22 protein-coding genes and 1 pseudogene are annotated in these 26749 nt (G+C 61.8%); 12 read left to right on the top strand and 11 right to left on the bottom strand.

Annotated elements, in window-relative coordinates:
• The first annotated feature begins 150 nt into the window (after positions 1-150).
• Positions 151-1614, top strand: a complete 1464-nt coding sequence (locus tag QRN59_RS14435) for an aromatic amino acid ammonia-lyase (protein WP_284983190.1) — start codon at positions 151-153, stop codon at positions 1612-1614.
• Between the two features lie 1143 nt (positions 1615-2757).
• Here QRN59_RS14435 and QRN59_RS14430 read toward each other — a convergent pair.
• The 3 genes from QRN59_RS14430 to QRN59_RS14420 all read right to left on the bottom strand — a co-directional run bounded on the left by QRN59_RS14430 (position 2758) and on the right by QRN59_RS14420 (position 4938).
• A complete protein-coding gene (locus QRN59_RS14430; RefSeq protein ID WP_284983189.1) occupies positions 2758-3594 on the bottom strand; it encodes a serine hydrolase in 837 nt (278 codons plus the stop codon).
• A gap of 272 nt (positions 3595-3866) precedes the next feature.
• Positions 3867-4172 carry a putative quinol monooxygenase gene (locus tag QRN59_RS14425; protein ID WP_284983188.1) on the bottom strand — a complete coding sequence of 102 codons (306 nt, stop codon included), beginning with the start codon at positions 4170-4172 and terminating at the stop codon, positions 3867-3869.
• Positions 4173-4200: 28 nt separating this feature from the next.
• Positions 4201-4938 carry a glutamine amidotransferase gene (locus QRN59_RS14420; protein ID WP_284983187.1) on the bottom strand — a complete coding sequence of 246 codons (738 nt, stop codon included), beginning with the start codon at positions 4936-4938 and terminating at the stop codon, positions 4201-4203.
• A gap of 382 nt (positions 4939-5320) precedes the next feature.
• Here QRN59_RS14420 and QRN59_RS14415 point away from each other — a divergent pair, with 382 nt between their 5' ends.
• Together QRN59_RS14415 and QRN59_RS14410 are read left to right on the top strand one after the other, a co-directional pair.
• Positions 5321-6682, top strand: coding sequence for an ammonium transporter (locus QRN59_RS14415; protein ID WP_284983186.1), 1362 nt, complete (start codon positions 5321-5323; stop codon positions 6680-6682).
• A 47-nt stretch (positions 6683-6729) separates the two neighbouring features.
• Positions 6730-7053 carry a DUF6221 family protein gene (locus QRN59_RS14410; RefSeq protein WP_234754299.1) on the top strand — a complete coding sequence of 108 codons (324 nt, stop codon included), beginning with the start codon at positions 6730-6732 and terminating at the stop codon, positions 7051-7053.
• A gap of 126 nt (positions 7054-7179) precedes the next feature.
• Here the strand turns inward: QRN59_RS14410 and QRN59_RS14405 are convergent, their stop codons facing one another.
• The 4 genes from QRN59_RS14405 to QRN59_RS14390 form a co-directional block, all read right to left on the bottom strand.
• Positions 7180-7518, bottom strand: a complete 339-nt coding sequence (locus QRN59_RS14405; RefSeq protein WP_284983185.1) for a LysR substrate-binding domain-containing protein — start codon at positions 7516-7518, stop codon at positions 7180-7182.
• Between the two features lie 16 nt (positions 7519-7534).
• Positions 7535-7759 (bottom strand): LysR family transcriptional regulator, encoded by a 225-nt coding sequence (locus tag QRN59_RS14400; protein ID WP_284983195.1) that lies wholly within the window; start codon positions 7757-7759, stop codon positions 7535-7537.
• A gap of 188 nt (positions 7760-7947) precedes the next feature.
• Complete coding sequence (locus tag QRN59_RS14395; protein ID WP_284983184.1) at positions 7948-9753, bottom strand: molybdopterin-dependent oxidoreductase; 1806 nt, start codon at positions 9751-9753, stop codon at positions 7948-7950.
• A 42-nt stretch (positions 9754-9795) separates the two neighbouring features.
• On the bottom strand, positions 9796-11292 hold the full coding sequence (locus QRN59_RS14390) for a lysozyme (protein ID WP_284983183.1): 1497 nt from the start codon (positions 11290-11292) through the stop codon (positions 9796-9798).
• A 346-nt stretch (positions 11293-11638) separates the two neighbouring features.
• Here QRN59_RS14390 and QRN59_RS14385 point away from each other — a divergent pair, with 346 nt between their 5' ends.
• The gene (locus QRN59_RS14385) at positions 11639-11920 is read left to right on the top strand and encodes a DUF3311 domain-containing protein (RefSeq protein WP_284983182.1); all 282 of its coding nucleotides are present in this window, start codon (positions 11639-11641) and stop codon (positions 11918-11920) included.
• Positions 11917-13614 (top strand): monocarboxylate uptake permease MctP, encoded by a 1698-nt coding sequence (gene mctP / locus QRN59_RS14380; protein WP_284983181.1) that lies wholly within the window; start codon positions 11917-11919, stop codon positions 13612-13614. Before QRN59_RS14385 ends, mctP begins: the two co-directional genes overlap by 4 nt.
• A gap of 71 nt (positions 13615-13685) precedes the next feature.
• Here mctP and QRN59_RS14370 read toward each other — a convergent pair.
• A pseudogene (locus tag QRN59_RS14370) lies at positions 13686-14938 on the bottom strand (homocysteine S-methyltransferase family protein).
• Between the two features lie 193 nt (positions 14939-15131).
• Between QRN59_RS14370 and QRN59_RS14365 the strand changes: the two are divergent.
• The 6 genes from QRN59_RS14365 (at position 15132) to QRN59_RS14340 (ending at position 22205) form a co-directional block, all read left to right on the top strand.
• Entirely contained in the window at positions 15132-16043 is a 912-nt protein-coding gene (locus QRN59_RS14365; protein ID WP_284983180.1) for a LysR family transcriptional regulator, read from the top strand.
• Positions 16044-16157: 114 nt separating this feature from the next.
• On the top strand, positions 16158-17315 hold the full coding sequence (locus QRN59_RS14360) for a tartrate dehydrogenase (protein ID WP_284983179.1): 1158 nt from the start codon (positions 16158-16160) through the stop codon (positions 17313-17315).
• A 102-nt stretch (positions 17316-17417) separates the two neighbouring features.
• A complete protein-coding gene (gene dctA / locus QRN59_RS14355) occupies positions 17418-18809 on the top strand; it encodes a C4-dicarboxylate transporter DctA (protein WP_284983178.1) in 1392 nt (463 codons plus the stop codon).
• A gap of 1 nt (position 18810) precedes the next feature.
• On the top strand, positions 18811-19959 hold the full coding sequence (locus QRN59_RS14350) for a glycerate kinase (protein WP_284983177.1): 1149 nt from the start codon (positions 18811-18813) through the stop codon (positions 19957-19959).
• An 81-nt stretch (positions 19960-20040) separates the two neighbouring features.
• A complete protein-coding gene (locus QRN59_RS14345) occupies positions 20041-21132 on the top strand; it encodes a type I restriction endonuclease (protein WP_284983176.1) in 1092 nt (363 codons plus the stop codon).
• A gap of 176 nt (positions 21133-21308) precedes the next feature.
• Entirely contained in the window at positions 21309-22205 is an 897-nt protein-coding gene (locus QRN59_RS14340; protein ID WP_284983175.1) for an NmrA family NAD(P)-binding protein, read from the top strand.
• Between the two features lie 6 nt (positions 22206-22211).
• Here QRN59_RS14340 and QRN59_RS14335 read toward each other — a convergent pair whose 3' ends face one another.
• From QRN59_RS14335 to QRN59_RS14325, 3 genes are all read right to left on the bottom strand, one after another.
• A complete protein-coding gene (locus QRN59_RS14335) occupies positions 22212-23081 on the bottom strand; it encodes an ABC transporter permease (RefSeq protein ID WP_284983174.1) in 870 nt (289 codons plus the stop codon).
• A gap of 331 nt (positions 23082-23412) precedes the next feature.
• Positions 23413-24075 carry an ABC transporter ATP-binding protein gene (locus QRN59_RS14330; protein ID WP_284983173.1) on the bottom strand — a complete coding sequence of 221 codons (663 nt, stop codon included), beginning with the start codon at positions 24073-24075 and terminating at the stop codon, positions 23413-23415.
• Entirely contained in the window at positions 24072-25571 is a 1500-nt protein-coding gene (locus QRN59_RS14325; RefSeq protein ID WP_284983172.1) for a hypothetical protein, read from the bottom strand. Before QRN59_RS14325 ends, QRN59_RS14330 begins: the two co-directional genes overlap by 4 nt.
• Before the next feature lie 407 nt (positions 25572-25978).
• Here QRN59_RS14325 and QRN59_RS14320 point away from each other — a divergent pair, with 407 nt between their 5' ends.
• Positions 25979-26320: a hypothetical protein gene (locus tag QRN59_RS14320; RefSeq protein ID WP_284983171.1), complete on the top strand. Its 342-nt coding sequence runs from the start codon at positions 25979-25981 to the stop codon at positions 26318-26320.
• Positions 26321-26749 lie beyond the last annotated feature (429 nt).

Here is a 26749-nt window from a genome sequence, read left to right as displayed (position 1 = left end):
GCGCCATCGAAGTCGCCCACGAACGCGGCGTCCGCATCCCCATGGAAGAAAGCAACTAGCTCGCATTAGTTGTCGTTATGAGCCCTCATAACGACAACAACTGCGAGCCAGTTGGGACATCAACCGCCCATCTGAGAAAGAATCACTTCCATGATCGAAATCGACGGCAAACGGCTGCGTCTGAGCGACATCGCAGCCGTCGCAGATGGCCGAACAAAGGTGACGCTGGCGCCGTCGGCCGTTGAACGGATGGCCGCATCCCAACGGTCCGCCCGCGCGACGGCGCTGTCCCGTCCCGTCTACGGGCGGTCCACCGGCGTCGGGGCCAACCGTTCTGTCGCGCTGGACGCCGCGGACGAGGACGTCAACGTCCACGGTTTGAACCTCTTGCGCAGCCATGCCGTCGATGCCGGACGAGTCCTTGACCGGGAAACCGTCAGGGCTATGCTGGCCATCAGGCTGTCCCAGCTTGCTGCGGGCTCGTCCGGCATCAACCCGTCTGTGGCCGCTGCTGTCGTGGACATGCTCAACGCCGATGCCCTGCCCGAAGTGCGGGAATTCGGCGGAATCGGCACTGCGGACCTGCCCGCGCTGGCGGGAACGGCGCTCACCCTTCTCGGCGAGCGCCCCACCATGGACGGCAAGTACGTCCCGGCGCCTCTGGACACCTGGGCCACCGAGGATGCCCTTCCATTCATCAGCTCCAGCGCCCTCACTATCGCCCAGGCCGCGCTCACCCGCCAAAAGCTCGTCACGCTCATGGAAAACCTGACCACGGTGAGCGCGTTGTCCTTCGCGGCAATGTCCGGGAATCCCGAGGCATTGAGCCCTGAAGTCGCGCGGGCAGCTGATTCCCCTGCAGTCACCGGGATGGCCGGAGTGCTGCGCGGCCTCGTGGAAGGCAGCGGTGACCCCGCGAGGATCCAGGACCCGTACTGCCTGCGCACCCTGCCTCAGGCCCTCGGCTCGGTGGCGGAGGAACTCGAGGCGCTAAGCATCCTTTTGGAGCGTTTGGTGGTGGCCGGTCATGAAAACCCGCTGGTGTACGGTTCCGCAGAGGATGGAAGCAACGGGGTGGCCCACCACGGCCTGTTCCAGATGACCACTCTCGCCCGCCGCATAGATGCCCTGCAACTGGCCATCGGCGCGGCGTGCGCAACGAACCTTCGGAGGATCAGCCTGCTGTGCGATCCGGCATACACCGGTCTCCACCGATTCCTTGCGGGCGACAATGCCGGCCAGTCCGGCGTCATGATGCTGGAATACGTGGCGGCCGCAGCGGTCGGCCGAATTCGAGCCAATGCGCAGCCTGTGAGCCTGCAAACGGTGGTGCTCTCACTGGGTGCCGAAGAAGATGCCAGTTTCGCGAGTGTGGCCAGCTCCCGCATGGATTCCACCGTGCGGGCGCTTTCAACGGTGGTTGGTATTGAACTCCTTTGCGCATCGCGCGCGCTCAGGCTGCAGGGCCGGACACGAGGAGAATTCGCGAGTCCGCGGTTCCGAAAGGCCTTCGACGCCGGTCTATCGTTGCCCGCCGACGTCCAGGATCGGGATCTCCGCCCCGATGTCGACACTGCGTCCAAGCTAGTGATCCTTCGGGAGTTCGGGCGCTAAGGGTGCTTAGCTATGGACTGCCGCCCTGGACGGGCGTACCTTAATATCCAAACACCGCACTGGGGAGGTGGAGTGTTTGGCTGGGTATCTGGGGTGCCGTGGCATTTCTTTGGTTCGCCCCGTTCTTCTCGCCGTTTTTGGCGCATTGGCATGGTTGCTGTGGCTGGCCGGTCCTTCGCAGGCCACAGACCTTCTGCCGGCGATTCCGGCTGTCCCGACGCCTTCGGTTTCACTGCCCCCGGTTTCCCTCACCGATCCCATTGGACCGCTCGTCGACCACGTCCCGTCCGTGGTTCCAAGCCCGAGTCAGTTGGCCACAGTTCCTGAGACCGTGGTCAGTCAGCTAACGAAGCAGGTCTTGACGCCAGTCGTTGGAGTCGTCGACGCTGTGCCGCCCGTGGTCGAGAACACGATCAAGGAACTCCCGGCCTTGCCCGTGCCGCCATTGCCCGAGCCGCCTTCCGTGCCGGCATTGCCGCCGATCCCCGGAATACTGCCGCCTCACGGACCAAGCGTTCCAGCTGTCCCTTCGACCCGCTTTTCGCCCTCGGTCCAGTCCGGACCGGGAGCGATCACCCGGAACCCCGGATTCACAAGGAACACCGGATTCCTGCCGGACGGGGTTGTCTTCATGCCCCCCGCGGTGTTTGCGACAACGGATGTGTCGCCGGTCTCCGGCGGGCCTCCGCCTGACGCACCGGTTCCTGCGTCGGTGTCGCCGCCCGGGGCAGGATCGACGTCGGGTCCGGAGGGCGGTTCCGCCTTTGGCGCGGCAGATCTGCCCGAACAACGTGCGCTTGCACCGCCACCCCGCCATGGCCCGATCCCGGATAGCCGGCAAAGCCCCTCGGCCGAACCTGCATTCGATCCTGGTTCCTCTCCCGACTGATCAAGGCCGCCCCTGCCCTTTTGGCAGGCACGACCAACTGCGTCGCATCGCGCAGAACACCGTCTTAGTCAGGAGAAGACCATGCAGGACCATAACCAATTCATAGGAAATTGGCCCGACCCCATGCAGAAGGGAGGCATATAGATAGCACCGCGACAGGCGCTTAGCGCCTATAAGGGAACAAGGACGCCGGCCGCGCAGTCAGTCTGACTGCGCGGCCGGCGTCGTGATGCTGAAGATCGGGCCAGGTCCTTTTAGAACAGACCGTTCACCACGGCCTGGGTCAGCTGGTGGAAGATGTCGGTGCGGGCGGGGATATCGCTCTCGTCCTGGCCTTTGGTGTACACCACGAATGCGTAGGAGTTGGTTCCGTCGGTGAGGATGCTGGCGTCGTGGAGTTCGTCGTCGAGCAGTCCGTACTTGTGGAAAACAGTGATTCCGGCCGGAACCGCGGCGGGGATAAGTGATTCGTAGTTGGTGTTCTGCATGTAGGACAACAACTGTGCGGTGTCCTGCTGGTTCAGGAGCTTCCCGCCGTAGAGGCCGGCCATGATGCTGGCCATTTCGCTTGGAGTCAGTGTGTTGTTCATGGGGTCATAGCTGACGCCGATCGATGCAGCATAGGACTGCAGTTCCGAATAGCCGACCGCGTCCATGATCAAGGACCAGGAGTCGTTGTCGCTGTCCTGGATCATCTCCTTGATCTGGAATCCGGACGTGTAGTCGCCCAAGGGATCGTCAAGGGACACTGCGCCTGTCTCGACAAGGTGGTAGTACGCGGCCGCAGCCAGGACTTTGGCGGTGCTTGCTGCCTCGAACGGCGCCTGGACCCCGTACTGATGGCTTGAGCCATTGGATAAGTCGATTAGGGTGACGCCGATCTGGTACTGGCTGTTGGCGTCGATGATGGCGTTGATCTCGGAGTCCAATGCGGAGGTCACACCGGTACCCGCAGCAGCCGGCGCTGCGGCTGCGGGAGCCGCGGGGGCTGGAGCGGCAGTCGGAGTCTCGGCCGCGGTCGACGACGCTGCGGCGGCCGTCGTCGTCGGGGATGCGGCTGGAACAGCTGCCGACGGCGTAGCGCTGGCCACCGCCGACACTGCACGAGAGACGGATGAGCGGGCATGCGCAGCTGAGTAGATCGTGGCCGTCAGGGTCAGTGTAAGAATGGCCGCAAAGGCTGTCAGCAAGGCCGATCGACGTCGGCGGGGACTCCAGCGGTTCCACCGACTTCTCTTTTGTCCGGACCCTTGGCCGGGACGACGGGGCTCTTGCTCTTCCATAATGAACCAACCGTAGCTACTGCAGCTATGTAAGAGCTATGAAAATCCTGTCCGTCAGCCACGTGTCGACTGGGTGAATATCAGGGGTTTCGGAGCGGTGAGCCCAATACCGTGAACCGCGTGCCGCCCATCTCTCCGGACAGCAGTGGCATTGCCTCACTTATGGCGGCTCGGACACTGTCCAGCTGCAGTGATCCTTGGTGCGCTTCTGCCGATTCCCATAGTTCGCAGACAAAGACCGTGTCCGGCGATTCTTCGTTGACGCCCACCTCGTAGAGCAGGCAGCCCGCGCCCCGGAGCTCCGGTTTCGGTCTGAGCAGGATGGAGACGACGGTGTCGCGCTGGCCGGGTTTCGTGCCGAGGCTTCCCACATTTGCAAAAGTCATGGGCCCATTGTGCTTCATTCCTCCGACATTATTGAGGAATCGCGTATCGGCGGACAAAGTTGCCGAGGATCTTCATCGGTTCGGTAGCCGTGATCTTCCGGGCGTCTGCCATGAGCTGTTCAGCAGCCTCGGGCGGGAAGTATCCGGCGTGGCGATAGGTGTCGATCCGCGTGACGAGCCCCTCGGCGTCGAGCTCCGGATGGAATTGAGTGGCGTAAAGATTCCTCTTGATCCGGAACATCTGCACCGGGCAAGCCGCCGAACCGGCCAGCAACACCGCGTGTCCTGGCAGGACCGTGCAGGCTTCCTTGTGGCCGGTAAAGGCGACAAAGCGCTCGGACATGCCTTGGAGGAGCGGGTCTTGGAGGCCCTCCGCTGTGAGTTTGATGGTTACCCCGCCGAGTCCTTCACCGTAGGTCCGGTCAATCACAGCCCCTTGGTGGAGCCCCAGGGTTCCGACCCCGTAGCAGGCCCCCAGAAAGGGAAAGTCGGCGGCAACAATCTTGTCCAGCAGGTCCGCAAGTTCTTTCTCCACCCGTTTCTGGACCAGGCTCTTGTGCTCCGCCGGGTCGCTCGAAGTGAAGGGACTGCCACCCACAATCACGCCGGAATAGTCGGAGAGCTCAAGCAGCGGGAGGGGCGCCGCCTCCATTCGGATGCGTTGTAGCTGCTCGGGAGCGAGCCCTCCAAAACGAAGATACGCCTGGTACTCTTCCTCGGCGGCGGCGTCTTCGGCGCGAGATGCGAGCAGGAGAAACGGCTTCACAGGCTAAGTGTGCACGCGGTGGCCGTGACGCGCCAGCGTTCGGCTGAAACATCCTTTTGGGGGCGGTGAGCCGCCGTTCACGTGGAAGAAATGTCCGGATTTCCCGCCGGGTGGAAGGATTTCACCTCCTTTGGCCCTGGAATCCGCGGAATCACTGGGATCCCGGGTGCCCGCTGCGGGCGGCCACTCGTCTGCGCCGGGGCGGCGTTAACATTCCCGAAACACGCCCGTCATGCGTTCTTCACGCCAAGGCAAGTTATGTAACGTCCCCGCAATTTTTCCTCGCATTGCTTGAAACACGGAACCGGAAATATTGGGCAGGGGAAGAACGGGGCCAAGCTACGGCGGTCCTCCTACGGCATTCCGACAAGAAGGGAAACGCGTGAATATCACTGCGGAAAACGTTTGGGTGATGGTGTCGGCGGCGCTCGCACTGCTCATGACTCCGGCACTCGGCCTCTTCTACAGTGGCATGACCCGGGCCAAGGCCTCCCTCAACATGATCATGATGAGCTTCATCTCCGCGGGCATCGTGGGCGCCGTGTGGATCCTGTGGGGCTACTCGATGATCAGCGGCAAGAGTGTCCTGGGGATTTTCGGCAATCCGTTCAGCAGCTTCGGCTCGGCGGACCTTGTCGGTTCCACCGATCTCATCAAGCTCGGTTTTAGCGCTACCTTCGCCATCGTCACTGTTGCCCTGATCAGCGGCGCCATCGCTGACCGCGCCAAATTCACTTCCTGGGTCATTTTCGTCCCCATCTGGATCACCCTGGTGTACTGCCCGTTGGCTTTCATGGTCTGGGGCGGTGGCCTCCTCAGTCCTGGCGGAGCCATCAGTTCGGTCTTCGGTCAGGTGATTGACTTCGCCGGTGGCACAGTTGTGGAAATCAGCTCCGGCGCTGCCGCGTTTGTCCTGGCGTTGATCCTGGGCAAGCGTCACGGCTTTGGAAAAGACCCGAACCACCGCCCGCACAACCTCCCCTTCATCATGCTTGGCGCCGGCCTCCTGTGGTTCGGTTGGTTCGGTTTCAATGCCGGCGCGGCCACGACGTCGGCGCAGGCCGGCTTGATCTGGGTGAACACCCTCGTCGCCCCGGCCGGTGCAATGCTCAGCTGGTTGGTCACCGAGAAGATCCGACACGGCCACCCCACATCCTTGGGTGCCGCTTCCGGCGTCGTTGCCGGCCTCGTGGCTATTACTCCGGCCTGCGCCAATGTAGCTCCCGCCGCAGCCCTCGGCCTGGGGCTGGTAGCCGGCGCCGCCTGCGCCGTGTTCGTCGACCTGAAACACAAGTTCGGCTTCGATGACTCCCTCGACGTCGTGGGCGTGCACCTCGGTGGCGGACTTGTCGGCACGCTCGCACTCGGATTCATCGCGTTCCCGGTGAACGGCCAAGGAGGAGGACTGTTTTACGGAGGCGGACTCCAGCAGCTCGTGGCCCAAATCGTGGCCATTCTTGTCACCCTTGCAGTGTCAGGAATCATGACGGCAATCATTGCCCTTGTCATCCATAAGACCGTTGGATTCCGGGTCAGCCACGAGGCGGAGCTCGCAGGCGTGGACTTGTCCGAGCACGCCGAGACCGCCTACGAGTTCGGCAGCATGTCCCGGAGCCACTTCAACGCCCTCCCCCACGTTGCAGCCCTCCCCCACGTCAACATCCCGGTTTCGGCCCGAGCCGCTGCCGTCGCTTCGTCCCCCGCCGTCGAGCTCCAGCGCGAAAAGCAAGCCGACCCCGCTTAGCGGAGGCAAACATTTCCGCAGCCGCGAGGGACGCGTACGCTCAATTTGTGGATATCGTCGATTTCCTCTCGGACCGCCTGAACGAGGACGAGGCTGCGGCGCGGAAACTCCTCGGCGACCGTTCCGTCTCCGAGGCGGGCAAATGGTATGAGCGACGCCTCCTCCTGGAATGCGAATCAAAAAGAAGGCTGCTCAGGATCGTGGAATCCGCACGGCAGACGGCCCTGGCCACGATGGTTCGCGGCACGCTTGGTGATACGCCGCAGTGGATCCCGGAATCGATCGAATGGACCACGAAATCGTTGAATGCCCTCGCGCTCCCGTATTCAGACCATCCGGACTTCGAACCGGAATGGCTGGCGGGTACGTAGCTGGCGGGCCCACCGCTGCTTCGCGGGCAGAGCGACTAATCGGCAGAATCTTGCCGAAATGAAACGTGCTGACCACACCACTGTCTCTCCGGGGGCAACGGTATCTGCTCAAACTCGAAGCATTGCCTACGCTGGCTTAGCCACGTGAAGCCGGGCCTGCGCGACCAGCCGGGTGGTCAGGGGCGAGGCGTCGTTCCGAAGCCAGACCAGTACCGTGGGCACAGGATACGACACTCCGGCAAACGGGCGCCACACGACGCCGGGCGGATCACCGGGCACTACCTGATGCGGCGTTTTGAACGACACACCAAGCCCTGCAACCACCAGGCTCATGCTGGTCGCAATGCTTGGCGACCAGCGGTGTGGGCCGGGGATCATGCCGCCATCCATCATCAAACCCAGCACATGCTCGCGGGTGTCGGGGTCGCCGTCGCGCTGCAGCCCGATCAATGCCTGTCCGTTCAAGTCCGATCAAGAAGTTTCAAGACCCCTGCACGCCGAGTTTGAGCGTGCCGCGTTGAGGACTGCGGATCTCTTCCATGGCCGTCAAAGCGGCGTCGTGAGCTTGAATGATGCGCTCTGCTTCCTCCTGAAGGCGACGGCCGGCATCTGTGAGCGAAACCTGGTTGTGTGTCCGCTCCAGGAGCCTGAGTCCGAGCGATTTTTCCAAAGCTTTGAGCTCCTGGCTCAGTGCGGGCTGGGCGATGTGGCTTCGTAGAAGCCGCCGAGTGGATAGCTTCCCATGCTGGCATCAGCCGCCGGACTGTACCTGGCGGACACATGGGCTTCCTAGACCACACGCCGGAGCTGGCCAAGGCGATTGATGACATGTTTTGAGCAGCCACTCAAAATGGCTAGGAGATCGATTTGCGACGAGTCCACTCTCCGGTTCCGTCAGATCGACTGCCGGTATCCGAAGAACTCATGGTCTTCGTTGTAGCCGCCAAAGCCGCCCCCCACGTCGGAGAAGTCCGCTACAAATTCGATGCCCTTGATCCACTTGACCATCTTGAAGCCGAGCTGCACCTCGTTGCGCAACCGAAGTGGCGCTCCGTGGCCGTACGACAAGGGCGCACCGTTCATGTCATAGGCGAGCATGGTGAGCTGATAGCCCATCTGCTCGATCGGATGCGCATCGTAGTAGTCACCCTCATCCGGTCCCTCACCCAACGAATAGAACACCACCCACTTTGCCTCGGGTGTCGGCTTGACCAAGTCGAGGATAGCCTGCATCGACACCCCGCCCCATTTGGCCACTCCGGACCAGCCCTGGATGCAGAAGTGTTGTGTGATCTGCTCGTGGTAATCCATCGCTCGCAGCTCGGCGAGGCTCAACTCGACCGGATTGCCCAGGAGCCCATTGATGCGCAGTCGGTAGTCCCGGAAATCGTTGTCGAAGAGATTCTTGTATTCGTCGGATTCGGGATACTGGCCGTTGAGCCAGAGGCGCGGCGAGATGTCCTTCTCCGTGTATTGTCCTGGGCGTGAGTCGATGTGCTCGAACAACCGTTCGGCCGGCCCGATCAGGGCGTAACCGGCCCTCTGGATGAGGCGCGGATGCCGGATGGTGAGCGGAGTCGCAGCGACCCACCCCACGATGATGACCACCATCGAGGCAGCGAAAATCCAGAACCCCGTCCAGGACTGGTCGTTGCGCCCCGCGTACATGTGGTTGAGGTTCTCCAGCGCCCCGGTAGTGAGAACCAGAGCCACGTGGAGGACGACGAACAACAGGAACCAGCACAGCACCAGAAAGTGCAAGGAACGCGCCATTTGGACGTTGAAGACTGAGCTGATGCGGCGAAAGCGCGTGGAGAGCGCCGGAGACATGCCTAGCCCGGTGACGAGAGCCGCGGGTGCGGCGATGAAGATCGTGACGAAGTAGGCGATCAGTTGCAGACTGTTGTAGTTCGTCCATCCGCTGTCGGTCGGCCAGTCCAACGAGAGGTATTGGATGACAACCGAGATCGAGTTCGGGATGACATCCCAGCTCAACGGGACAACGCGCATCCATTGGCCCGTCGCGAACAACAGCACGAAGAAGACGATCCCGTTGGCCAACCACAGCGTGTCTATCCCGAGGTGCCACCAGCGCGCGAGCCCGATCGAGTGCCGTAGCCCCGGCAAGCCGACCTGTCGAGGGAGGCTGATCGAATCCTTCTTAGCCGTCCACAAAGGATCTTCGGGCACTGGCTTCTGTACCCGGAACCAATCCCGTCCCGGCGTCGAATGCCGTGTCCAATACAGTCGCGGGTGATCTGTGAGTATCTGTGCGCCCGAACGGATGATGAAGATCATGAAGAACATGTTGAGGAAGTGTTGCCAGCCCAGCCAGGCCGGAAAGCCCACGGGGGCGTCGTCCGGCAGCTTTGAGGCTCCCGGATAGGTCTTCAGAAACGACTCGACGGACGGGTGCCCCCGGATTCCTTTCGCGACGGCGACCGCGACGATGAGCAGCACGAAGCCGATCGGGATCAACCAGAGCAAATTGAACCACTTGCTGGGGCTGACCCGAAGACGCGGGGCGATGCCGCGATCCTGCGGAAGCGAGCCGGCGAAAGTCATCGGATCGATGACGTCCTCCCCGCGCTTCAACTCAGTTCGGAAGCTGTGCTCGGCGCCGGACTCGGCGCGCGACGTCGGACCCCTCGGCTGCGGGTCCTGCATCGGATCCTGCGGCATCGGTTTATCAGCTGTCATGAGGCCGAGCCTAGACCCCACTTCTCAAAAAGCCACTCGCGGTCAGTGCATGGTCCCGAACGTGGTGTTGTATCGGTACATGAACGCGGCCATCGCATCCCGGTTGACCCCTAGATACGGCCGGTAGGTTTTGCTTCCGTCGGACTCCGTCCATCCCGTGCTGATGCCGCTGTTTGCGAGCCAGGTGATCTGTTTGTAGAACGGGTTGTCAGTGGCGACGTCGGTGAATGGTGAAGTCGCCGGTGCCGTGAAAGCCGGACTACCCGCAAGGCGGTACATGAAAGCAGCCATGGCGTCGCGGTTGACAGAAAGATACGGACGGTAGGTTTTGCTTCCGTTGGCTTCTGTCCAGCCCGTGCTGATGCCGTTGTGTGCGAGCCAGGTGATCTGTTTGTAGAACGGGTTGCTGGTGGCGACGTCGGTGAATGGCGACGTCGCCGGAGGAGTGAAGGCCGGGCTGCCCTTCAGACGGTACATGAAGGCGGCCATTGCATCCCGAGCTACCGTGGTCAGGGGGTTATAGTTCCTTGACCCATCCGACTCGGTCCACCCAGTGGATATGCCACGGGAACCGAGCCAGTTGATTTCGGACATGAACGGATCCGCGGAAATATCGGAGAAGATAGGGCCCGGGTTGGTGGCGAAATCCGTCAGCTGGGTGAGAGTGCCGTTGAAGACGTCCTGGTCTCCAGGAAAGACGCCTGTATCGGAGTTCTGCCACAAGGTATAGTCCGGCCAGCCGGCCGGCAGTGCTCCAGGGTCAGTTGAGAAATTGGAAATATGCAGGGGATGGTTTCCGAAACCCGCCGCGTTGCCGGTGCAGGTGGTCCACCAGTCGGTGGTGGTGTAAATGGCAGGCAGCCGCCCGGTCTTGGACAGTATGGTCGTGGCGAAATCGGAGATCCAATTCACCATGTCACCCTGGCTCAATCCGTAGCAGGTACTTCCATACGGGTTGTATTCAATGTCCAAGAGGGCAGGAAGGGTCTTCCCGTCCGGGGTCCAGGCTGCGCCGCTCTGCAGAAAGTAGTTGGCCTGGTCTGTTCCTGAGGACGCGTCGGGCAGCGCAAAATGGTATGCGCCGTGCAGGAGTCCGGCGTTTGCGGATCCGGCATATTGGCTTGCGAAGTACGGGTTGGCGTAGCCGGTTCCCTCGCTGGCCTTGACATAGGCGAATTTGGCGCCATTTGCGGCCGCAGTGGACCAGTCCACATCGCCCTGGTGGCTGCTGACATCCATTCCCGGCACCCCGGAGGCCACCGAAGCGGGCACTACGGCCTGGGCAGACATCCGCATCGGCGCGGCGGGCTCGTGACTGCGGACAGTCGAACCCATCGCGTGGTCGTTCGAGGTAGTTGATGTCGCGGACGGGGATGGGGATGGTGGAGTCGTCGCGGGTGACGCGGAAGCAGCGCCCGCTCCCGGCGCGACGAGAACGATGCCCGCCACTAGAACAGCTACGTACCCGGCGACGCCCTTCCGGATACGCGGCCGAACGGGATTCTGCCGCCTGGGAGCGCGCGGGATCGACGCGTTCATATGAAATTCCTTCCGTTTTGGCAACGGAAGAGACCCGCGCCTGCCAGCAAACGCCCACAGGAGCGGACGTCACGGATACTACCAGCTCTAATCAAGACGAATGACAAACATTCGAGATCCGCTGCGCGGGTCTGGCTACATTTAGACAACGACGACGGCGGCGGTCCGGACAGTGCCGGCCGGCACCAGGACTCCCTGGCGAAAAAGCGTGGGCTACTTCCCCTGTCAAAGAATTAATCCAGAATCTATTCTGTTGATGGACCGGTATATGTACGGTCTGCCAGGCCACCGGTACGTCCCGGGAAGCCCATCCCGCTCCGGGGGCCGTCTCTATGAGGAGGCGTCCATGTCATCTCCCGATGTGCCGACCCGAGGGCCCGCAAGGCCCGGTCCGTATATTGTGGCCGGAATCCTTCTGGCCATCGCCATTCTGGTTCCGCTGCTCGTCCCGGCGTATTCAATTGATCAGCCGCGGTTTGCAGGTATGCCGTTCTTCTACTGGTACCAAATGCTCTGGGTCCCGATCACCGCGGGCATGGTGGGCGTCTCCTACCGGCTGGTGACCAAAGAGGACCGTCGCCGCCGCGAGGCAGCGCGCGGCGCGCGCATTGAGGAGCAGGAACAATGAGCATGCTCGCCGTCCCAATGGCGACCACAGCGGACCGGCCCGTCAACGGCGTCGCGCTCACCGTCGTCGTCGTCCTCTTTATCCTGGTGGCGGTCCTGGGTTTCTTCGCCGCACGCTGGCGCGCAGGTAAGGAAACAGGCCTGCACAGTCTCGATGAATGGGGCCTCGGCGGACGCGGCTTTGGGACGTGGGTGACGTGGTTCCTTCTCGGTGGCGATCTTTACACGGCCTACACGTTCGTGGCCGTCCCGGCGGCAATGTGGGCCACCGGAGCCGTGAGCGGTTTCTTCGCGGTGCCTTACACGATCGTGCTCTACCCGATTGTGTTCCTGCTGATGAGCCGTTTGTGGTCGGTCTCGCACAGGCATGGGTTCGTCACTCCGGCGGACTTCGTTGGCGGGCGCTATGGCAGCAGGGCACTGACGGTTGCGGTGGCCCTCACTGGCATTGTCGCAACCATGCCCTACATTGCGCTGCAACTGGTCGGCATCAAAGCGGTGCTCACGGTGTTGGGCCTCGGCAGCGCGCAGAATGTGCTGCTGACTGACCTTCCGCTGATCATCGCCTTCGTGGTCCTGGCCGCCTATACCTACACCTCGGGCCTGCGGGCGCCGGCGCTTATCGCCGTCGTGAAGGATCTCCTGATCTACCTCGCGGTCATCGTTGCCGTGATCTACCTGCCCATCAAGTTCGGGGGCTGGGACAATATCTTCGGTGCAGCCCAGACCAAACTCGACGCCATCAGTCCGGCCACAGGCAAGCCAACCGGCGTCTTCATCCCTGGTGCCGCAAGCTATTCGGCGTACTGGACGCTGGCTCTTGGTTCGGCCATGGCGCTGTTCATGTACCCGCACTCGGTAACCGGGGTCCTGGCGACCAAGAGCAGGAACACCATCCGCAAGAACGCCGCAGTTCTTCCGTTGTATTCGCTCATGCTCGGGTTCCTGGCCCTCCTGGGTTACGCGGCGATCTCCGCGGGCACCAAGCCCATTGACTTGAACGGTGCCGTCAATCCGCAGCTAGTGGTTCCGCAGCTGTTCCTGGACAACTTCCCCGCGTGGTTTGCAGGGATCGCCTTGGCGGCTATCGCCATCGGCGCGTTGGTCCCGGCAGCCATCATGTCGATCGCTGCCGCCAACCTGTTCACCCGCAATATCTACCGCGACCTTATCCGGCCCGACGCCGACCCCCGGCAAGAAGCGAAGGTCTCCAAGATCGCCTCGCTCGTGGTGAAGTTCGGAGCGCTGATTTTCGTGATCGCCATGGACCAGTCGGCCGCCATCAATATGCAGCTCCTCGGTGGTATCTGGATCCTGCAGACCTTCCCCGCAATCGTGGCAGGGCTGTACACCAGGTGGTTCCACCGCTGGGCGCTCTTCGCAGGCTGGACCGCCGGGATCATCTACGGAACAATCGCGGCGTACAACGTGGTCAACCCCGTGACGAAGGCCAACTTCGGCGGCTCCATCGCTGCCATCCCCGGCACCAACGTGCAGGTCTACATCGCCGTTGTGGCGTTCGCCATCAACCTCATCGTTGCCGCCGTCCTATCGCTGGTCTTCCGCGCGATGAAGCTCCCCGACGGAAAGGACATCACCCGGAACTCGGACTACGGAGCCGACGAGGACGATCCCAAGGTTGCCGAACTCCAGCGCGAGTACCCCCTGGGTGAAACGGGAGGCGGCACGTTCTGATCGGATCTGCGCGCTAACGCTTCGTCGACAGCCTTGCCACGACCGCCCCAATCCGCGGCCGGTGGAACTCCTTAAACTCGCGCTGGGTGAGGACGTAGTCGCCCCGATACTCGGAACCGTCCGCGAGCTTCCGCCTCGGCAATGCCGCGCCGGGCAAATCCCTGGGGCAGGGCTTGATAGCTCGAGGTGATGGCGATTGCGGCGCCGGCGTCGAAATAGTCGCGATGTACCTGCTTGATCAGCTGAGGCTGTTCCAAAAGGACCTTGGCCGACCATAGCGGATCGTCCAAATCGCAGCCGCGTGCTTCAAGCTCGGTGGCAAGTGCACCATCCACGGTCAGCTTCAGTTCTTGACCGCTCTCGGGTTCGCCGGTCGTGAGCATCGTCCGGGCCCAGGCGGCCGGGACCATGCCGTAGCCGGGCAGGCGTGCCGGTTCGGCATCGCCCTGGAAGAGGGTGCGGTCGGTCATGACGAGCTGCACCTCCACCCCGCTGATGCCTGCGGGGGTGCCGGTGGTCCGTTCGACGAGGGTGTCGGCCATGATCTGCCCCCTGCTGCGGGTTTCCCGTCCGGAGCGGAGGGTGTCGGCGTGCCGGGACAGGGCCGCGTGCACGGCCACGCCCTGGGCGACGGGGAGCAGGGCGGTCAGGTAGGTCATCGTGTCCGGTGCGGGGCGGAGGCTGACGTGCCGTTCCTCGGCGGCGTGGCTGCCGCGCCGGGTGACGGAGCGGGGGTCGCGCCGGTAGGCAGCGGTCCGGGCCGCGGCGATGATCGCCCGGTCTCCCATACCGTCGAAGGTCCCGGTGTCGGCGGCGAGTTCCTCGTCCACGGCGCAGCGGTCCTCGGCGCTCAGGCAGGCTGTTTCCTTCACCAGCAGGGTGGCGCGCCATTCGTTCAACCGGCCTGACTCGAGGGCGGCGAGGGTGTGCAGCATTTCGCCCACGAGGGCTTTGGCGAGTCCGTGGAGCCGGGATCCGCGGGCCGAGGATCCCGCCGGGCCAAGGCCACCTGCGCGGCGATGCCGCGCCCGCGTTCGTCGGCCGGGACACCGGCCGCCGCTTCGGCGCTGCGCTGGACGGCATCGAACGCGACGGCGATCCTGGCCTGCGCGGCCGCGGCCGCGGCCGCGGACTTCAGGTCCTCCAGTGCACGCAACTGGTTGATCAGTTCGGTGCCGCCGGCGCCTGGCCGAAGCGATCTCACGGCGTCGATCAACTCGCGCACCTCGACGCCCGGGACGGCAACATCCGGGACAGCCTCCGGACCCGCGCTGCCCGAACGCGCGCCTGCTCCGATCAGCTGTGTTCCACGGTTCCCGGCCATAAGGAAATCCTCGCAGGGACCACTGACATTATTAGGCCCGAGAACCGCGCCCGGGCGAAAAATCTTGGGAAGGAACCGGATTCTTTAGGGCGGCCCAGCGAAGAACACCAGACAGCCCGGCCATCGCTCGAGGCTCTGATAGGCGTAGGCTATCGATCGTTCCGGAAGTCCGCCCAGCCAGAGGAGCCGCACCGTGGACACGCGAAAACTGAAGTACTTCCTCGCAGTCGTCGACCACGACGGGTTCAACCGCGCTGCCGAGCATTTGCTTATCGCCCAGCCTTCGCTTTCGCAGACCATCGCGAGCCTCGAGAAGGAGCTCGGCGTTCCGCTGTTCCACCGCATCGGCCGCAGGGCAGTCCTCAGCGAAGCCGGCAAGGAGCTGATCGGCCCGGCGCGCCTCGTCATGCGGGATCTCGACGCCGCGCAATCCGCGGTCCAGTCACTCCGCGGCATCAGAAGCGGTCGTCTCGATATCATCACCATGCCTTCCCCTGGCATCGAGCCGCTGACGTCCATGATTGCCGCCTTTGCCAAGGTCTATCCCGCAGTCCGGCTCAACGTCAGTGCCGCGTTCACGCCCGAAGAAGTGATCGAATCAGTCCGGAACGGCAGCACCGAGATCGGGCTGGCAGGCTCCCCTACGCCGATCCTGGTTCCAGGCGTCCAAGTCCTCGAACTCGAAAAGCAACCGCTCATCCTGATCGTCAACCCGCAGGCTGACGTCTTTGGCGCCGAGCAAACAGCCATCCAACGGGAGGATCTCGGAGGCCAGCGCATCATTGCCAGCCAGCGCGGCTCCCTCATGCGTTGGCTCGTGGATGATGCCCTCGCGCACGGCGTCGAGGTGGAGATCGTCGTCGAAGTCGCCCACCGGACCTCAATCTTGCCCCTGGTTCTGGCGGGCGTCGGGCACGCGGTGATGCCGGCGTCGTGGGCTCCTACAGCGCACAAAGCCGGGCTACGCACAATGCTCATCGAACCGGTGAGCCATCTGGACGTCGCGGTCCTCAGCCGCAAGGACAACCTCACCCCCGCGGCCCAAGCGTTCTTGAAAGTCGCTGCGGAGCACACCGAGCGCACCAACAGCCAGTCAAACCAATAGGTGCTACCTATCAGTCGTATCGAAACTAAGTCTTGGACGCCACCTACCCGCCGCCCGTCTACTTGAAGAGGAAGGCAGTGTGACTCTGCTAACAAACTCAACGAGGAGGTAGGCATGAGCGCCACCCAGAAATTCAGCATCGCATCGATCCCCGCGGACGGCGTCGGCAAGGAAGTTGTCTCCGCAGGCCGCCGCGTCCTGGACGCCCTGGCCTCGAACTCCAACGGCAGGTTCGCCTTCGAATGGACCGAGTTCCCATGGGGCTGCGGCTACTACGAGAAGACCGGCCAGATGATGGACCCTAAAGGCCTGGACGCCCTCAAGGACTTCGACGCCATCTACTTCGGAGCCGTCGGCTGGGAGAACGTCCCGGACCACATCAGCCTCTGGGGCCTGCGCCTGAACATCACGCAGAACTTCGACCAGTGGGCCAACATCCGCCCGGTCAAATTCCTCCCGGGCATCCAGTCCCCGCTCCGCAAGGCTGACAACACGGAGCTCGACTGGATCGTTGTCCGCGAAAACAGCGAAGGCGAATACGCCGGACTCGGCGGCCGCAACCTGAGCGGTCGCGGCCCCGGCAACGAAGTCGCGCTACAGACCGCGCTGTTCACCGAGAAAGGCTGCGAGCGCATCATGCGCTTCGCGTTCGAGCTCGCACGGACCCGCACGGTCAAGAAGGTCTCGTCCGTCACCAAGTCCAACGCCCAGCAGTACGGCATGGTCCTCTGGGACGAAACCTTCAACCGCGTCGCCCTCGACTACCCGGACGTGCAAACCGAGAGCGTCCTGGTTGACGCCATGAGCGCCAAGTTCATCCTCCACCCCGAGGAACTGTCAGTGGTGGTCGCGTCCAACCTGAACGCCGACATCCTCTCGGACCTCGGCTCGGCACTCGCCGGCAGCCTCGGCCTCGCCGCGAGCGCCAACCTGAACCCGGAGCGGCGCTTCCCCAGCATGTTCGAGCCGGTCCACGGATCCGCGCCGGACATCGCAGGCAAGGGCATTAGCAACCCGATCGGCGCGATCGCCAGCGCAGCCCTGATGCTCGACCACTTCGGCCTTCACGAAGAGGCCCGCCTGGTGGAAGCCGCCATTGAGCAGACCACCGCCGCCGGGTTCTTGACCCGCGACGTCGGCGGCGAGGCCAACACGGACGACGTTACCGAAGCGATCATCAAGGCACTTACTCATACCGCGGAGGTCCCTTCCCAACACTCGCAAGCTCGCGTCGGGGCCCTCGGGACGCCGCTTAGCGCCAGCCTTCGGTGACGTACGACGGCGGCTGGCCGGCCGCCGTCGTACGTTAACTAACCGCAACGCTTCACACCACAAAGACCATCTCCAGAGACATTCCACAATGAGGTAGGAATCATGGAACACATCAACAAAGCCGGCGCAGCTAAGGCACGCAAGACCCGCTGGTATCGGCAACTGTATTTCTGGGTGCTGACCGCCATTCTCATTGGCGTCCTTCTCGGTTGGCTCGCGCCGACCGAGGGCATCGCCATGGAACCGATCGGGACCACGTTCGTCAATGCGATGAGGATGCTCATCGGACCGATCGTCTTCCTGACCATCGTCGGCGGAATCGCGAGCGTCGCGGACCTGAAGAAGGTCGGGATGACGGGCCTGAAGGCCCTCACCTATTTCCAGGTCGGCACCATTTGTGCGCTGGTGTTCGGCCTGGTGGCGATCAACATCTTCCGGCTTGGCGAAGGCGTCAACGCTACTGCCAGCACCATCAAGACCACTGATGCCGCCGCCAAGCTCATCGACGCCGGCGCGCACCAGGAATGGTGGCAATTCCTGACCAACATCATCCCGACGAGCATCGTGCAACCCTTTATTGCCGGCGACATTCTCCAGATCATCTTCATCGCGGTCGTCTTCGGCATCGCGTTGAACGCGATGGGCAAGCTCGGCGCGCCCGTGCTCGACGGCGTGCAGCGGCTCACCGGCGTGATGTTCAAGATCCTGGGCTTCATCATGAAGGCCGCGCCGCTGGGCGCCTTTGGTGCCATGGCCTTTGCAGTCGGCAAGTACGGCGTGTCCTCCCTGACGAGCATGGGTGGGCTGATCGCGCTGTTCTACATCACCTCGATCCTCTTTGTGGTGGTGGTCCTCGGCTCCGTCATGGCGTTCCTGAAGCTGAACATCTTCACGATGATCCGGCATTTCAAAGAGGAATACTTGATCATCCTGGGCACCTCGACCGCCGAACCGGCGCTGCCGGGCCTGATGCGCAAGCTCGAGCATGCGGGGGTCAAGAAGGAGACGGTTGGGCTCGTTGTTCCCACCGGCTACAGCTTCAACCTCGACGGCGCCGCGATCTACCTTTCCCTGGCCGCCGTGTATATCGCCCAGGCCACCAACACGCACTTGAGCATCGGCCAGCAGTTGGGCCTCATCGCCGTCATGCTGCTTACGTCCAAGGGTGCTGCCGGGGTTGCGGGCGGCGGTTTCATCGCCCTGACTGCCACATTGGCTACCATCGGCACCATCCCGGCCACGGGCATCATGCTTATCTTCGGCATCGACAAGTTCATGTCCGAGTGCCGCGCCCTGGTGAACTTCACCGGCAATGCCGTCGCCACCCTGTTCATCGCGTGGTGGGACCGTACCCTCGACGCCGATCGCGTCCGCCGCGTCTTCGCCGGCGAGGTTGTGGAGCCGGTTGAGGTGCCTGAGGCGCCGGCGCCGGCTGCCGCCGTCGAGCCCTTTCAGGCCGCCGATCGCCATCCCGCCTATTCGGAGTCCATCTGACATGAGTAACGCAACCGCCCCGAAGACCGTCCTCATCGCGCCCGACAAGTTCAAAGGCAGCCTCACTGCCGGCGAGGTCGCGGACGTCCTGGCAGCAGGGATCCGTTCCGCGGGAGCGGTCCACTGTGAACTGTTGCCCCTGGCGGACGGAGGTGACGGCAGCGTCGATGCCGCAGTCACCTCCGGCTTCGGCCGCCATGCTTTGGTGGTTCCGGGCCCGACTGGCCAGCCTGTCCGTGCGAGCATCGCGTTCGACGGCGTCACTGCTGTTGTGGAGGTAGCGAACACTTGCGGATTGGGCCTGTTGCCGCACGGGCGGCTTCTGCCGCTCGATGCGTCGAGCCGCGGCTTTGGCGAGGCTGTTCTCTTTGCGCTTTCGTTGAAGCCAGCGCGGATCGTGTTGGCGCTGGGAGGCAGCGCCAGCAGCGACGGAGGAATGGGCATGCTCACCGCTCTGGGCTTCCGCTTCCTCGACGCTTCCGGACTTTCTTTGGAGGGCAACGGGCGGAATCTTGGCCTGGTTCATTCCGTTCTCGGGGCGTCCCTCCCCAGGCTGGCCGATACTGAACTGATCGTTGCGAGCGACGTGCACAACCCGCTGTGCGGGCCGGATGGTGCGCCTGAGGTGTTCGGCCCGCAGAAGGGCGCTTCGGTTCAGGATGTCGCAGCGCTCGACGCCGGTCTGGCGCACTTTGTCTCTGTGCTTGCTTCGGGCGGGTTTGACGATGCAGTTTCCTGTGCCGAGCATCCCGGCGCTGGAAGCGCCGGCGGGATCGGTTTTGCTTGCCTGTTTCTGGGTGCTTCGCAGGTGTCCGGGGCGGACTACTTCCTGGACCTCCTGGACTTCGACACCCGTAAGGACAGCTGCGACGTCGTCATCACCGGCGAGGGCAGCATCGACGAGCAGACCTTGGCCGGAAAGCTGCCGGCCGCCGTTGCGCGCCGCTCGGGCACCCGGCCGATCATCGCCGTCGCGGGCCGCTCGTTGCTGCCTCAGGAGCGGTGGTCCGAGATGTCGCTTTCGCATGTCTACACGCTGGCGGACTACACCGACCGGGACTCCTCGAAGGATCCGGTGTTGTCGGCGAAACTGTTGCGGCGGATCGGGCAGGAAATTGGGGAGGGGCTGCTCCGTTTAATTGGGGTGTAAACAGACACGCCCAACTTCCGTGATCTCTTTGTGGCGCTGGTCTACGGTTGGCTCAATGTCGGGATTGGTCAAGGGGGACACATGGAATTTGCAGAACGGCTCTCGGCGCTTGCCGCAAAGGTGCGTCAGCAGCGCGAGGCTATTCAGACCGAGGAAGCAACGAAGAACGCATTCGTCATGCCGTTCATCTCAACGATCCTCGGCTACGACGTTTTCAACCCACTTGAGGTCGTGCCCGAGTTCACGGCGGATGTAGGGATCAAGAAAGGCGAGAAGATCGACTACGCCATCGTGAAGGATGGCGAGATACAGATCCTCATCGAGTGTAAGAAATCCATCGGACCAGTGAGGATCGAACACGCTTCTCAGCTGTTCCGCTATTTTGCAGTCACAAATGCACGGATCGCCATACTCACAAACGGCGAGGTGTATCAGTTTTTTACTGATCTCGATGCTCCGAACCGTATGGACGAAAAGCCGTTCCTGGTGCTGGATCTCAATGAGATCGATGATTCGCTCCTGCCGGAACTCCAGAAACTCTCAAAAGATGTCTTCGATCTGGACTCGATCATCAACGCAGCTGGCGAACTGAAATACATCGGCGAGCTAAAACGGACCCTAGCTGCCCAGTTCCGCGAGCCTGAAGACGAGTGGGTCAAGTTCTTGACCACACGGGTGTATACCGGCCCTTATACGCAGCGCGTGCGCGAACAGTTCACTTCGCTCGTCAGAAAGGCATCGAAGCAGTTCCTCAATGATCAGGCTAATGAACGTCTTAAGAAAGCCCTCGGCTCTCAGACCTTTACTCAGGTCGACGATTCGGCAATTCTTCCGACGGTGACGAGTGAGCCGGTCGTTGAATCCGACCTCGCCGAAGCCGATGGTATTGAGACCACGCTCGAAGAAATCGAGGGATACCAGATTGTCCGGGCGATCGTTTGCAGCGACGTCAAGCCCTCAAGGGTCTTCCAGCGCGACGCCAAGTCGTACTTCGCCGTACTCCTAGATGACAATAACCGCAGGCCGATAGCGCGCCTGCATTTCAACCGAGCACAGAAGTACATCGGACTCTTCGACGAACACAAAGAGGAAAGGCGTGTGCCCATCGACTCCCTTGAAGACATCTACGAACACGCGGACGCTCTTCGCGCCAGCGTCAAGGCCTACCTGTAGCACCTGTCAGCTGGGTGGCGGCGCACTCGGACCCAGTTTCACCCCGCATCGGCGGTGACACACTTGATGGATGGGAACTGTGACAGTGCTGTCATCGGGCTCGGAGAACTCACCGAGTCAGTTGACCGCAGCGCTTCGAGGCCGGTGGCCAACCAACCAATCATGAAGGAGTACCCATGGCTGAAACCAAACCGGTCCTCGTCGTCGGCGGCACCGGCCATGTCGGCGGCAAAGTGGTCGATGAACTGCTCGCAAGGGCAAAGAGCGTCCGGGCCTTAGTGCGGCCAGGATCGGATGCGAGCAAGCTCGAGGCCAAAGGTGTCGAGATTGCCCGCGGCGACATGCTCGACCTCGACTCCCTCATCGCCGCAATGACAGGGGTCGACGCCGTTATCACCTCTGCGGCCGGGTACACCCGTCGCGACAAACGGGCCCTGGAAATCGACACCACAGGCAACACCAACCTGGCCGTCGCTGCGAGCCGGACGAGTGTCAGGCGATTCATTCTGGTCAGCATCCTCACCTCAGACCAGACACCGAACGTCCCGCACTTCTGGCACAAGAAACTCACGGAAGACAAGCTGGAGGAACTGGGTGTCCCGTTTGTCGCCCTTCGCCCCGGCGCTTTTCTCGACCAGATCACCCAGATGGGAGGAGACCCGTTCGAGAAGAAGCGCCTCACGTGGTTCGGCACCAAGACCGTCCCGCTTACCTTCGTTCTCACCTCGGACCTCGCCGTCTACCTCGCCGCCGCGGTCGACGCGGACGTCGCCGACGGCGAGCGGATCGACATCGGATGGGACCGAGCTGTCAGCATGCAGGATATCGCCGACATCGCTTCGACTTTTGCGGGTGGACAGGTCCGCGTCCGCTCGATGCCGTCCGGGCTGGTTCACGCGCTCGGCGCGTTAATGGGACCTTTTGTCCCTATGGTCAAGGACATGAGCTCCATGCTCGCCTGGTTCGAGACCGGCAAATACGTCGCGGACACTTCGCGCCAAGCCGAAATATTCGGACCGGTCCCGACGGCGGAAAACGCGGTCGCGCGCTTTGCTCGGAGTCTGGGGCACTAGGGGGATCTACAGGTCCCTCAGCGAGGAATCCGCGTCGAGCCGAGCGAGTCTTGCGACGTGGCCAACGGCTCCAAGGCACAAGAAAAAAGGCACGCAGAAGAGTGCTCCGAGCACGAGCAGCCAGTTCGGCATTGCCCACGCAGCCACCGGCAAGAGATCGAGCTGCAGGCCGCTGAAGACCGCCGTTCCTAGGATGGAGCAAAGTGTCCCCAGGAGCGCTCCCACAACGCTAATGATCAGACCCACTGCGGCCAACTCGACCAGATAAACCCCGGCTATCGAGGCCCCCGACCAGCCGATGGCTTTGAGGAGACCCACTTCGCGAGCTCTCTGCTTGATCCAACTGCCACCAACAGACACTCCGACCCCGAGGCAGAAGATGATCAAGAACCCACCGATCACCCAGCTGACAAGGGCGAGAAGAGCGAAGAGGCCTGAGAGGGACCGGATTTGGCCCGCAACGCTGTTCACTGAGTATCCGAGCGCTCGGACTTGGTTTTGTACATTGACCACTTCGTCTGCTGAGTCAACGCGAACATATGCGCGCGGATAGGTTGACGCTTTGGTATCCGGCCGGGCGTTGGCGAGTGCTGACTTGAGTACCTTGCTGGATACGTATGCAGCCTGCGCACCATCCGTACCCGGCGACGAGTTGTCATAGATACCTGACACAAGGAGAGAAATGGACACGGGTTCCCCGTTGCCTGGGCCGATTTCCTTCGTGTACACGAAGTTCATTTCCTTGCCGAGCAGCTGAGCATATTTCTGGCCCTGTCCCTTGTCGGGGAGCAGGATCTGGCCTTCCCCAGGGCCGCCTCCGGGCATCTCTCCGAGCAGCACTTTTGGGGTGATTCCGCTGATAAATGGCGTCCCCATGAACGCACCGGGGTTGTTCGGAGATGGCCAATTCGCAGGATCCTCTATGGCGAGGTCAATTTGTGCCCAGCCCGAGGACCCCACCACATGATCGATTCGGTCAAAGCGGGACAACGAATCGTCGGTGATCTCGCGAGCTGAGTCTGGACCTACTGAAGTTACCTCAACATAATTCAGGGCAGAGTTAGTGGTGATCTTGTTTGAGTATGAACTTATGCCGGCCCCCACGATGCTGTCGGCGAAAATGAATACCGCAATGCCAAGACTCATCAGTACCGCGAGCGGCCTCAATTTAGATAGAGAAAGCCGCACTGACCTCGCAGCAAAGACTCTATTTCTGTTCAATGAGCAACTCCTTCATCGGAAGCTGACGGTGGGCCACGTGTTGGAAGACTTCGTCGTGCGAAGCGACGAGGACACCGCACCCGCCGCTGGCGCCCGTTCGCATGGCGTCAAGGATGGCTTCAGTATTTGTCGAGTCAAGACCCGAACTTGGTTCGTCTGCTAGTAGTAGTGACGGTTGGTTGATCAGTGCGCGGCAAAACGCGACTCTTTGCTGCTGCCCGCCGGAAAGCCTCTTCGCTTGCCGATCAGCGACCGCCGCAAGGCCGAAGCGATCCAACTGCGCCGTAATCGTTGCGCGTGTCATGGGCTGGCTGCTGGCAAGGAGAACATTTTCCAACGCCGTAAGTTCGGGCATTAGGTTGCTGCTCTGGAACACCATTCCAATTTGGCTCGAGCGGACAAGACTCGCCGTCCGTGACGATGCATTGGTTCTGTCATCACCGTTGATCCACACTTTGCCGGCATCGGGGGTTGACAGAAGTCCGGAGATATTGAGGATCGTTGACTTCCCCGAACCTGACTCGCCTCGCAGCCAGACGATTTCACCGGCCTCAACGTTCAGGCTGATTCCAGAAAGGACCAACTGTCGAGTCCCGCGCTCACCCGCAAAAGACTTGGCGATGTCCTCAAGACGGAGTACCGAGGTCATTTGTTCTCCCCGAAGTCGTAGGCACCCGGGACCGCGATCATGGCGGCTGAAAGCGAGAGGCTACACGGGGACGCCTTTTCTGCTTCCATCCGATACAAGGATGGGAATTCTTCGCAGCCTTTGAGAGTCCGGAGTCCCTCGGCCGCCTTGTCGAAGTCGTTTGATCCAAGTCCGGAGCGACTTGCGTTCGTCATGGCGGTCAACGCTCGAAAATAGTTCAGGCCGTTTCCCTTGGGTGAACCGATGAGCTGCGGGAGAGCGGACTGGACGGCCGGAAACATTGATCTCACTTCTTCGCTGTTTGAGAAGTACATGGAGTTAGAGAGCGCCATCAGGGCGCCGGAGAGTAGATCTTCAACTCCGGGGTCTGCATCGAACGCCTCCAGTCGCCCCAACCGGGCACTGGGCTCAAGCTGCACCAGAACGTCCACCAACTCGATGTACCCGCTGAGATTTGCGAATGTCACGGCGGCCGGAAGCGCTGCCCGTCCCCGCTCGATGACGGCACCGTAGCTCCCCCAGGACGAGGAGCCGGAGCGCTTAAGTGCCACAAGCGCCTTGAGCTGAGTGATCAGATCGGTTTCGGGCGCCTTCAGCACCCGTTCCAGTTCGTCTCGGGTTCGCTCGCTTGCGAGTTCTGGAAAGTTCGTGTCGAGGAGTCTCGCGGCAAGATAAGTCCCATGGACTGACCCTTTGGCGAGAGTCGCTGAGCGGATAAGTCCAGTCTTCTGGTCGACTCTGGGTGCAATACGGTCCTTGATAAGTCGTTGTGCTTCGGCCTGCGCGTTCAGCAACTCCAGGGAACGGAGCATTGAGGCGATCAGCACGTCGTCATGCACCTGGCTTGAATCCAGAAGCCCAACGATATGGTCTTTAGCATTGTTTGGAACGACGAGATCCTTTCCAAGCGTTACTCTCGCTTCAAGAGCGGCTTGAAAGTCAAGGGTCGACTCATAGTCGCCAGGGAGCTTCTTGTATTCCACGTTTTTCAACGCTCGTTCCAATTCGCTGGGTTTCTGCTTTTGCAGAGCCGAATAGGAATCGAAGAGACGCCACACAAGATATGGCTTGTTCGTGATCGAGTTGACGTCAATTGCCCTAAGCCGCACGAGCTCTTCTTCCCCAAAGGACTTTCCACCGATCGCGGACCAGCCTTGCATCCTACCGATATCGACCCAAAACCAGAGCGCGGCGATCTCGGCGCCTACATCCTGCTGCCTCGGAGGAATCGCGGCGTTAGCCAATCTCGCATCCAATTCGGCAGGCAAAGTTGCGCCGGCAGCCCTAATTAACTTGAGCGCCGACCAAAGCGTCGGCAGGTCGGTCGCGGTCTGCTCGCTGAGCGCCTCGCGGACGGTCCTATTGGCGTTGTCTGCGGCCAGCAGGTAGGAACCAAGGTCCGCGGAGTACAACGCGGTGGTGTACAGATCCCCACGCTCTTGGCCCTCCCCTTCGGGCATCCTTATGAGGCCGTTGATTCCTTGGAGCTTCTTCAAGTCTTCTTGCATGGCAGAAACATCGTTAGCCGGCGCGGAGAGACCGGCACTGCAGGCAGGCAGGCAGAGCATAGCCACGATTAGCACCGCCAATAGTTTGGCGCTTCGTGTGGGCTGCAAGTTTCGACGACATATACCCGGGCCTCTTTTCATTACTGCAGTGCCGATCTCTTCGTCATACGTGCGCGGACGCAGTGCGCAAATTGCCGTAGTAGTACGCAGTGGCCGCCACATCCGCACCTAGGTAGAACGCCCCCCAACCCATGCAGACAGTGCCACTCAAATAGGATCCACGAGCGCCGTTACTGTTGGTCCACTGAAGTGTCGCCGGATTGCTGGTTCCCGATCCCGATACATTGACACCCGTGATGCTGATGGACCCGACTCCGTACTGGTAGAACGAGGTCGTGTTGCGGATCCAATTAGGTGATACGTTCATCACCGCCGACGAGGAAAAACTCCCACAGCCGCCATTTGAAACCGGCTGGATCCACATATTTGCCGTGATCGGTTGCCCGTTATCGAAATACGCGGTGCCCGACGCGCTAGTGGCCTGCGCTCCCGATGCCGCCCCAATTGCCATGAGTGTCGTCAGCGCGCCTGCCGCGACTGCCTTCCTTACATTCCTAACCATTTTCATTCGATTCCCCATTCTCAATTACCGGTCGGCCTTGGAATTCCAACCGCTTTTCTGGTCAGACATGAATATCGAACATGTTCTCCACCCTGAGCCGATCGCACGGAATTAGTCCGGGAGCGCGGCTCGCGAGTCCTTTACTACAAGTACGGAGGAGCCCGCTCTCGGCCCCAGCTAAGACATTCCACGAACAGGACCAGCGCCAGCCCGAGAACGAACAGCCTTCCCATCGCCGATGCCTAGAGACGACTGACGGATTTGTTTTGGGTCGCCTCCGGATCGACGACAAGAGTCATGGTTCCAAGACAGATCGCGCCGATCGTCCAAAGCCATATCGGAAGCGACCCGGGGAAGCTAACGGTCGACGCTGCCATGAAAACGCCACTACCCATCCCGCCGATCGCGAACAGACCAGCATCGCGCTTCGGACTTCGCTTTGTTGTGAGCACTAGGACCAGGGCAACCGCGCCAAGAGCCAAGGAGGTCCAGGCAAGCGGTGGCGTCTTCGGTTGGTGAAGGAGCCCGACAATAGTGCTGCCAG

Origin of the sequence: Arthrobacter sp. efr-133-TYG-118, from assembly GCF_030209755.1 — a bacterium.
GTDB lineage: Bacteria > Actinomycetota > Actinomycetes > Actinomycetales > Micrococcaceae > Arthrobacter.
The sequence above is the reverse complement of the archived record's forward strand: the minus strand, read 5'-3'. Positions and strand labels throughout refer to the sequence as shown.

What these genes read in the sequence shown, in the direction of transcription:
- QRN59_RS14435 (WP_284983190.1), top strand. Translation starts at nt 151, where the DNA reads ATGATCGAAATCGACGGCAAACGGCTGCGTCTGAGCGACATCGCAGCC.
- QRN59_RS14425 (WP_284983188.1), bottom strand. Translation starts at nt 4,172, where the DNA reads ATGACTTTTGCAAATGTGGGAAGCCTCGGCACGAAACCCGGCCAGCGC.
- QRN59_RS14395 (WP_284983184.1), bottom strand. Translation starts at nt 9,753, where the DNA reads ATGACAGCTGATAAACCGATGCCGCAGGATCCGATGCAGGACCCGCAG.
- QRN59_RS14390 (WP_284983183.1), bottom strand. Translation starts at nt 11,292, where the DNA reads ATGAACGCGTCGATCCCGCGCGCTCCCAGGCGGCAGAATCCCGTTCGG.
- QRN59_RS14385 (WP_284983182.1), top strand. Translation starts at nt 11,639, where the DNA reads ATGTCATCTCCCGATGTGCCGACCCGAGGGCCCGCAAGGCCCGGTCCG.
- mctP (WP_284983181.1), top strand. Translation starts at nt 11,917, where the DNA reads ATGAGCATGCTCGCCGTCCCAATGGCGACCACAGCGGACCGGCCCGTC.
- QRN59_RS14360 (WP_284983179.1), top strand. Translation starts at nt 16,158, where the DNA reads ATGAGCGCCACCCAGAAATTCAGCATCGCATCGATCCCCGCGGACGGC.
- dctA (WP_284983178.1), top strand. Translation starts at nt 17,418, where the DNA reads ATGGAACACATCAACAAAGCCGGCGCAGCTAAGGCACGCAAGACCCGC.
- QRN59_RS14350 (WP_284983177.1), top strand. Translation starts at nt 18,811, where the DNA reads ATGAGTAACGCAACCGCCCCGAAGACCGTCCTCATCGCGCCCGACAAG.
- QRN59_RS14345 (WP_284983176.1), top strand. Translation starts at nt 20,041, where the DNA reads ATGGAATTTGCAGAACGGCTCTCGGCGCTTGCCGCAAAGGTGCGTCAG.
- QRN59_RS14340 (WP_284983175.1), top strand. Translation starts at nt 21,309, where the DNA reads ATGGCTGAAACCAAACCGGTCCTCGTCGTCGGCGGCACCGGCCATGTC.
- QRN59_RS14335 (WP_284983174.1), bottom strand. Translation starts at nt 23,081, where the DNA reads ATGGGGACGCCATTTATCAGCGGAATCACCCCAAAAGTGCTGCTCGGA.
- QRN59_RS14330 (WP_284983173.1), bottom strand. Translation starts at nt 24,075, where the DNA reads ATGACCTCGGTACTCCGTCTTGAGGACATCGCCAAGTCTTTTGCGGGT.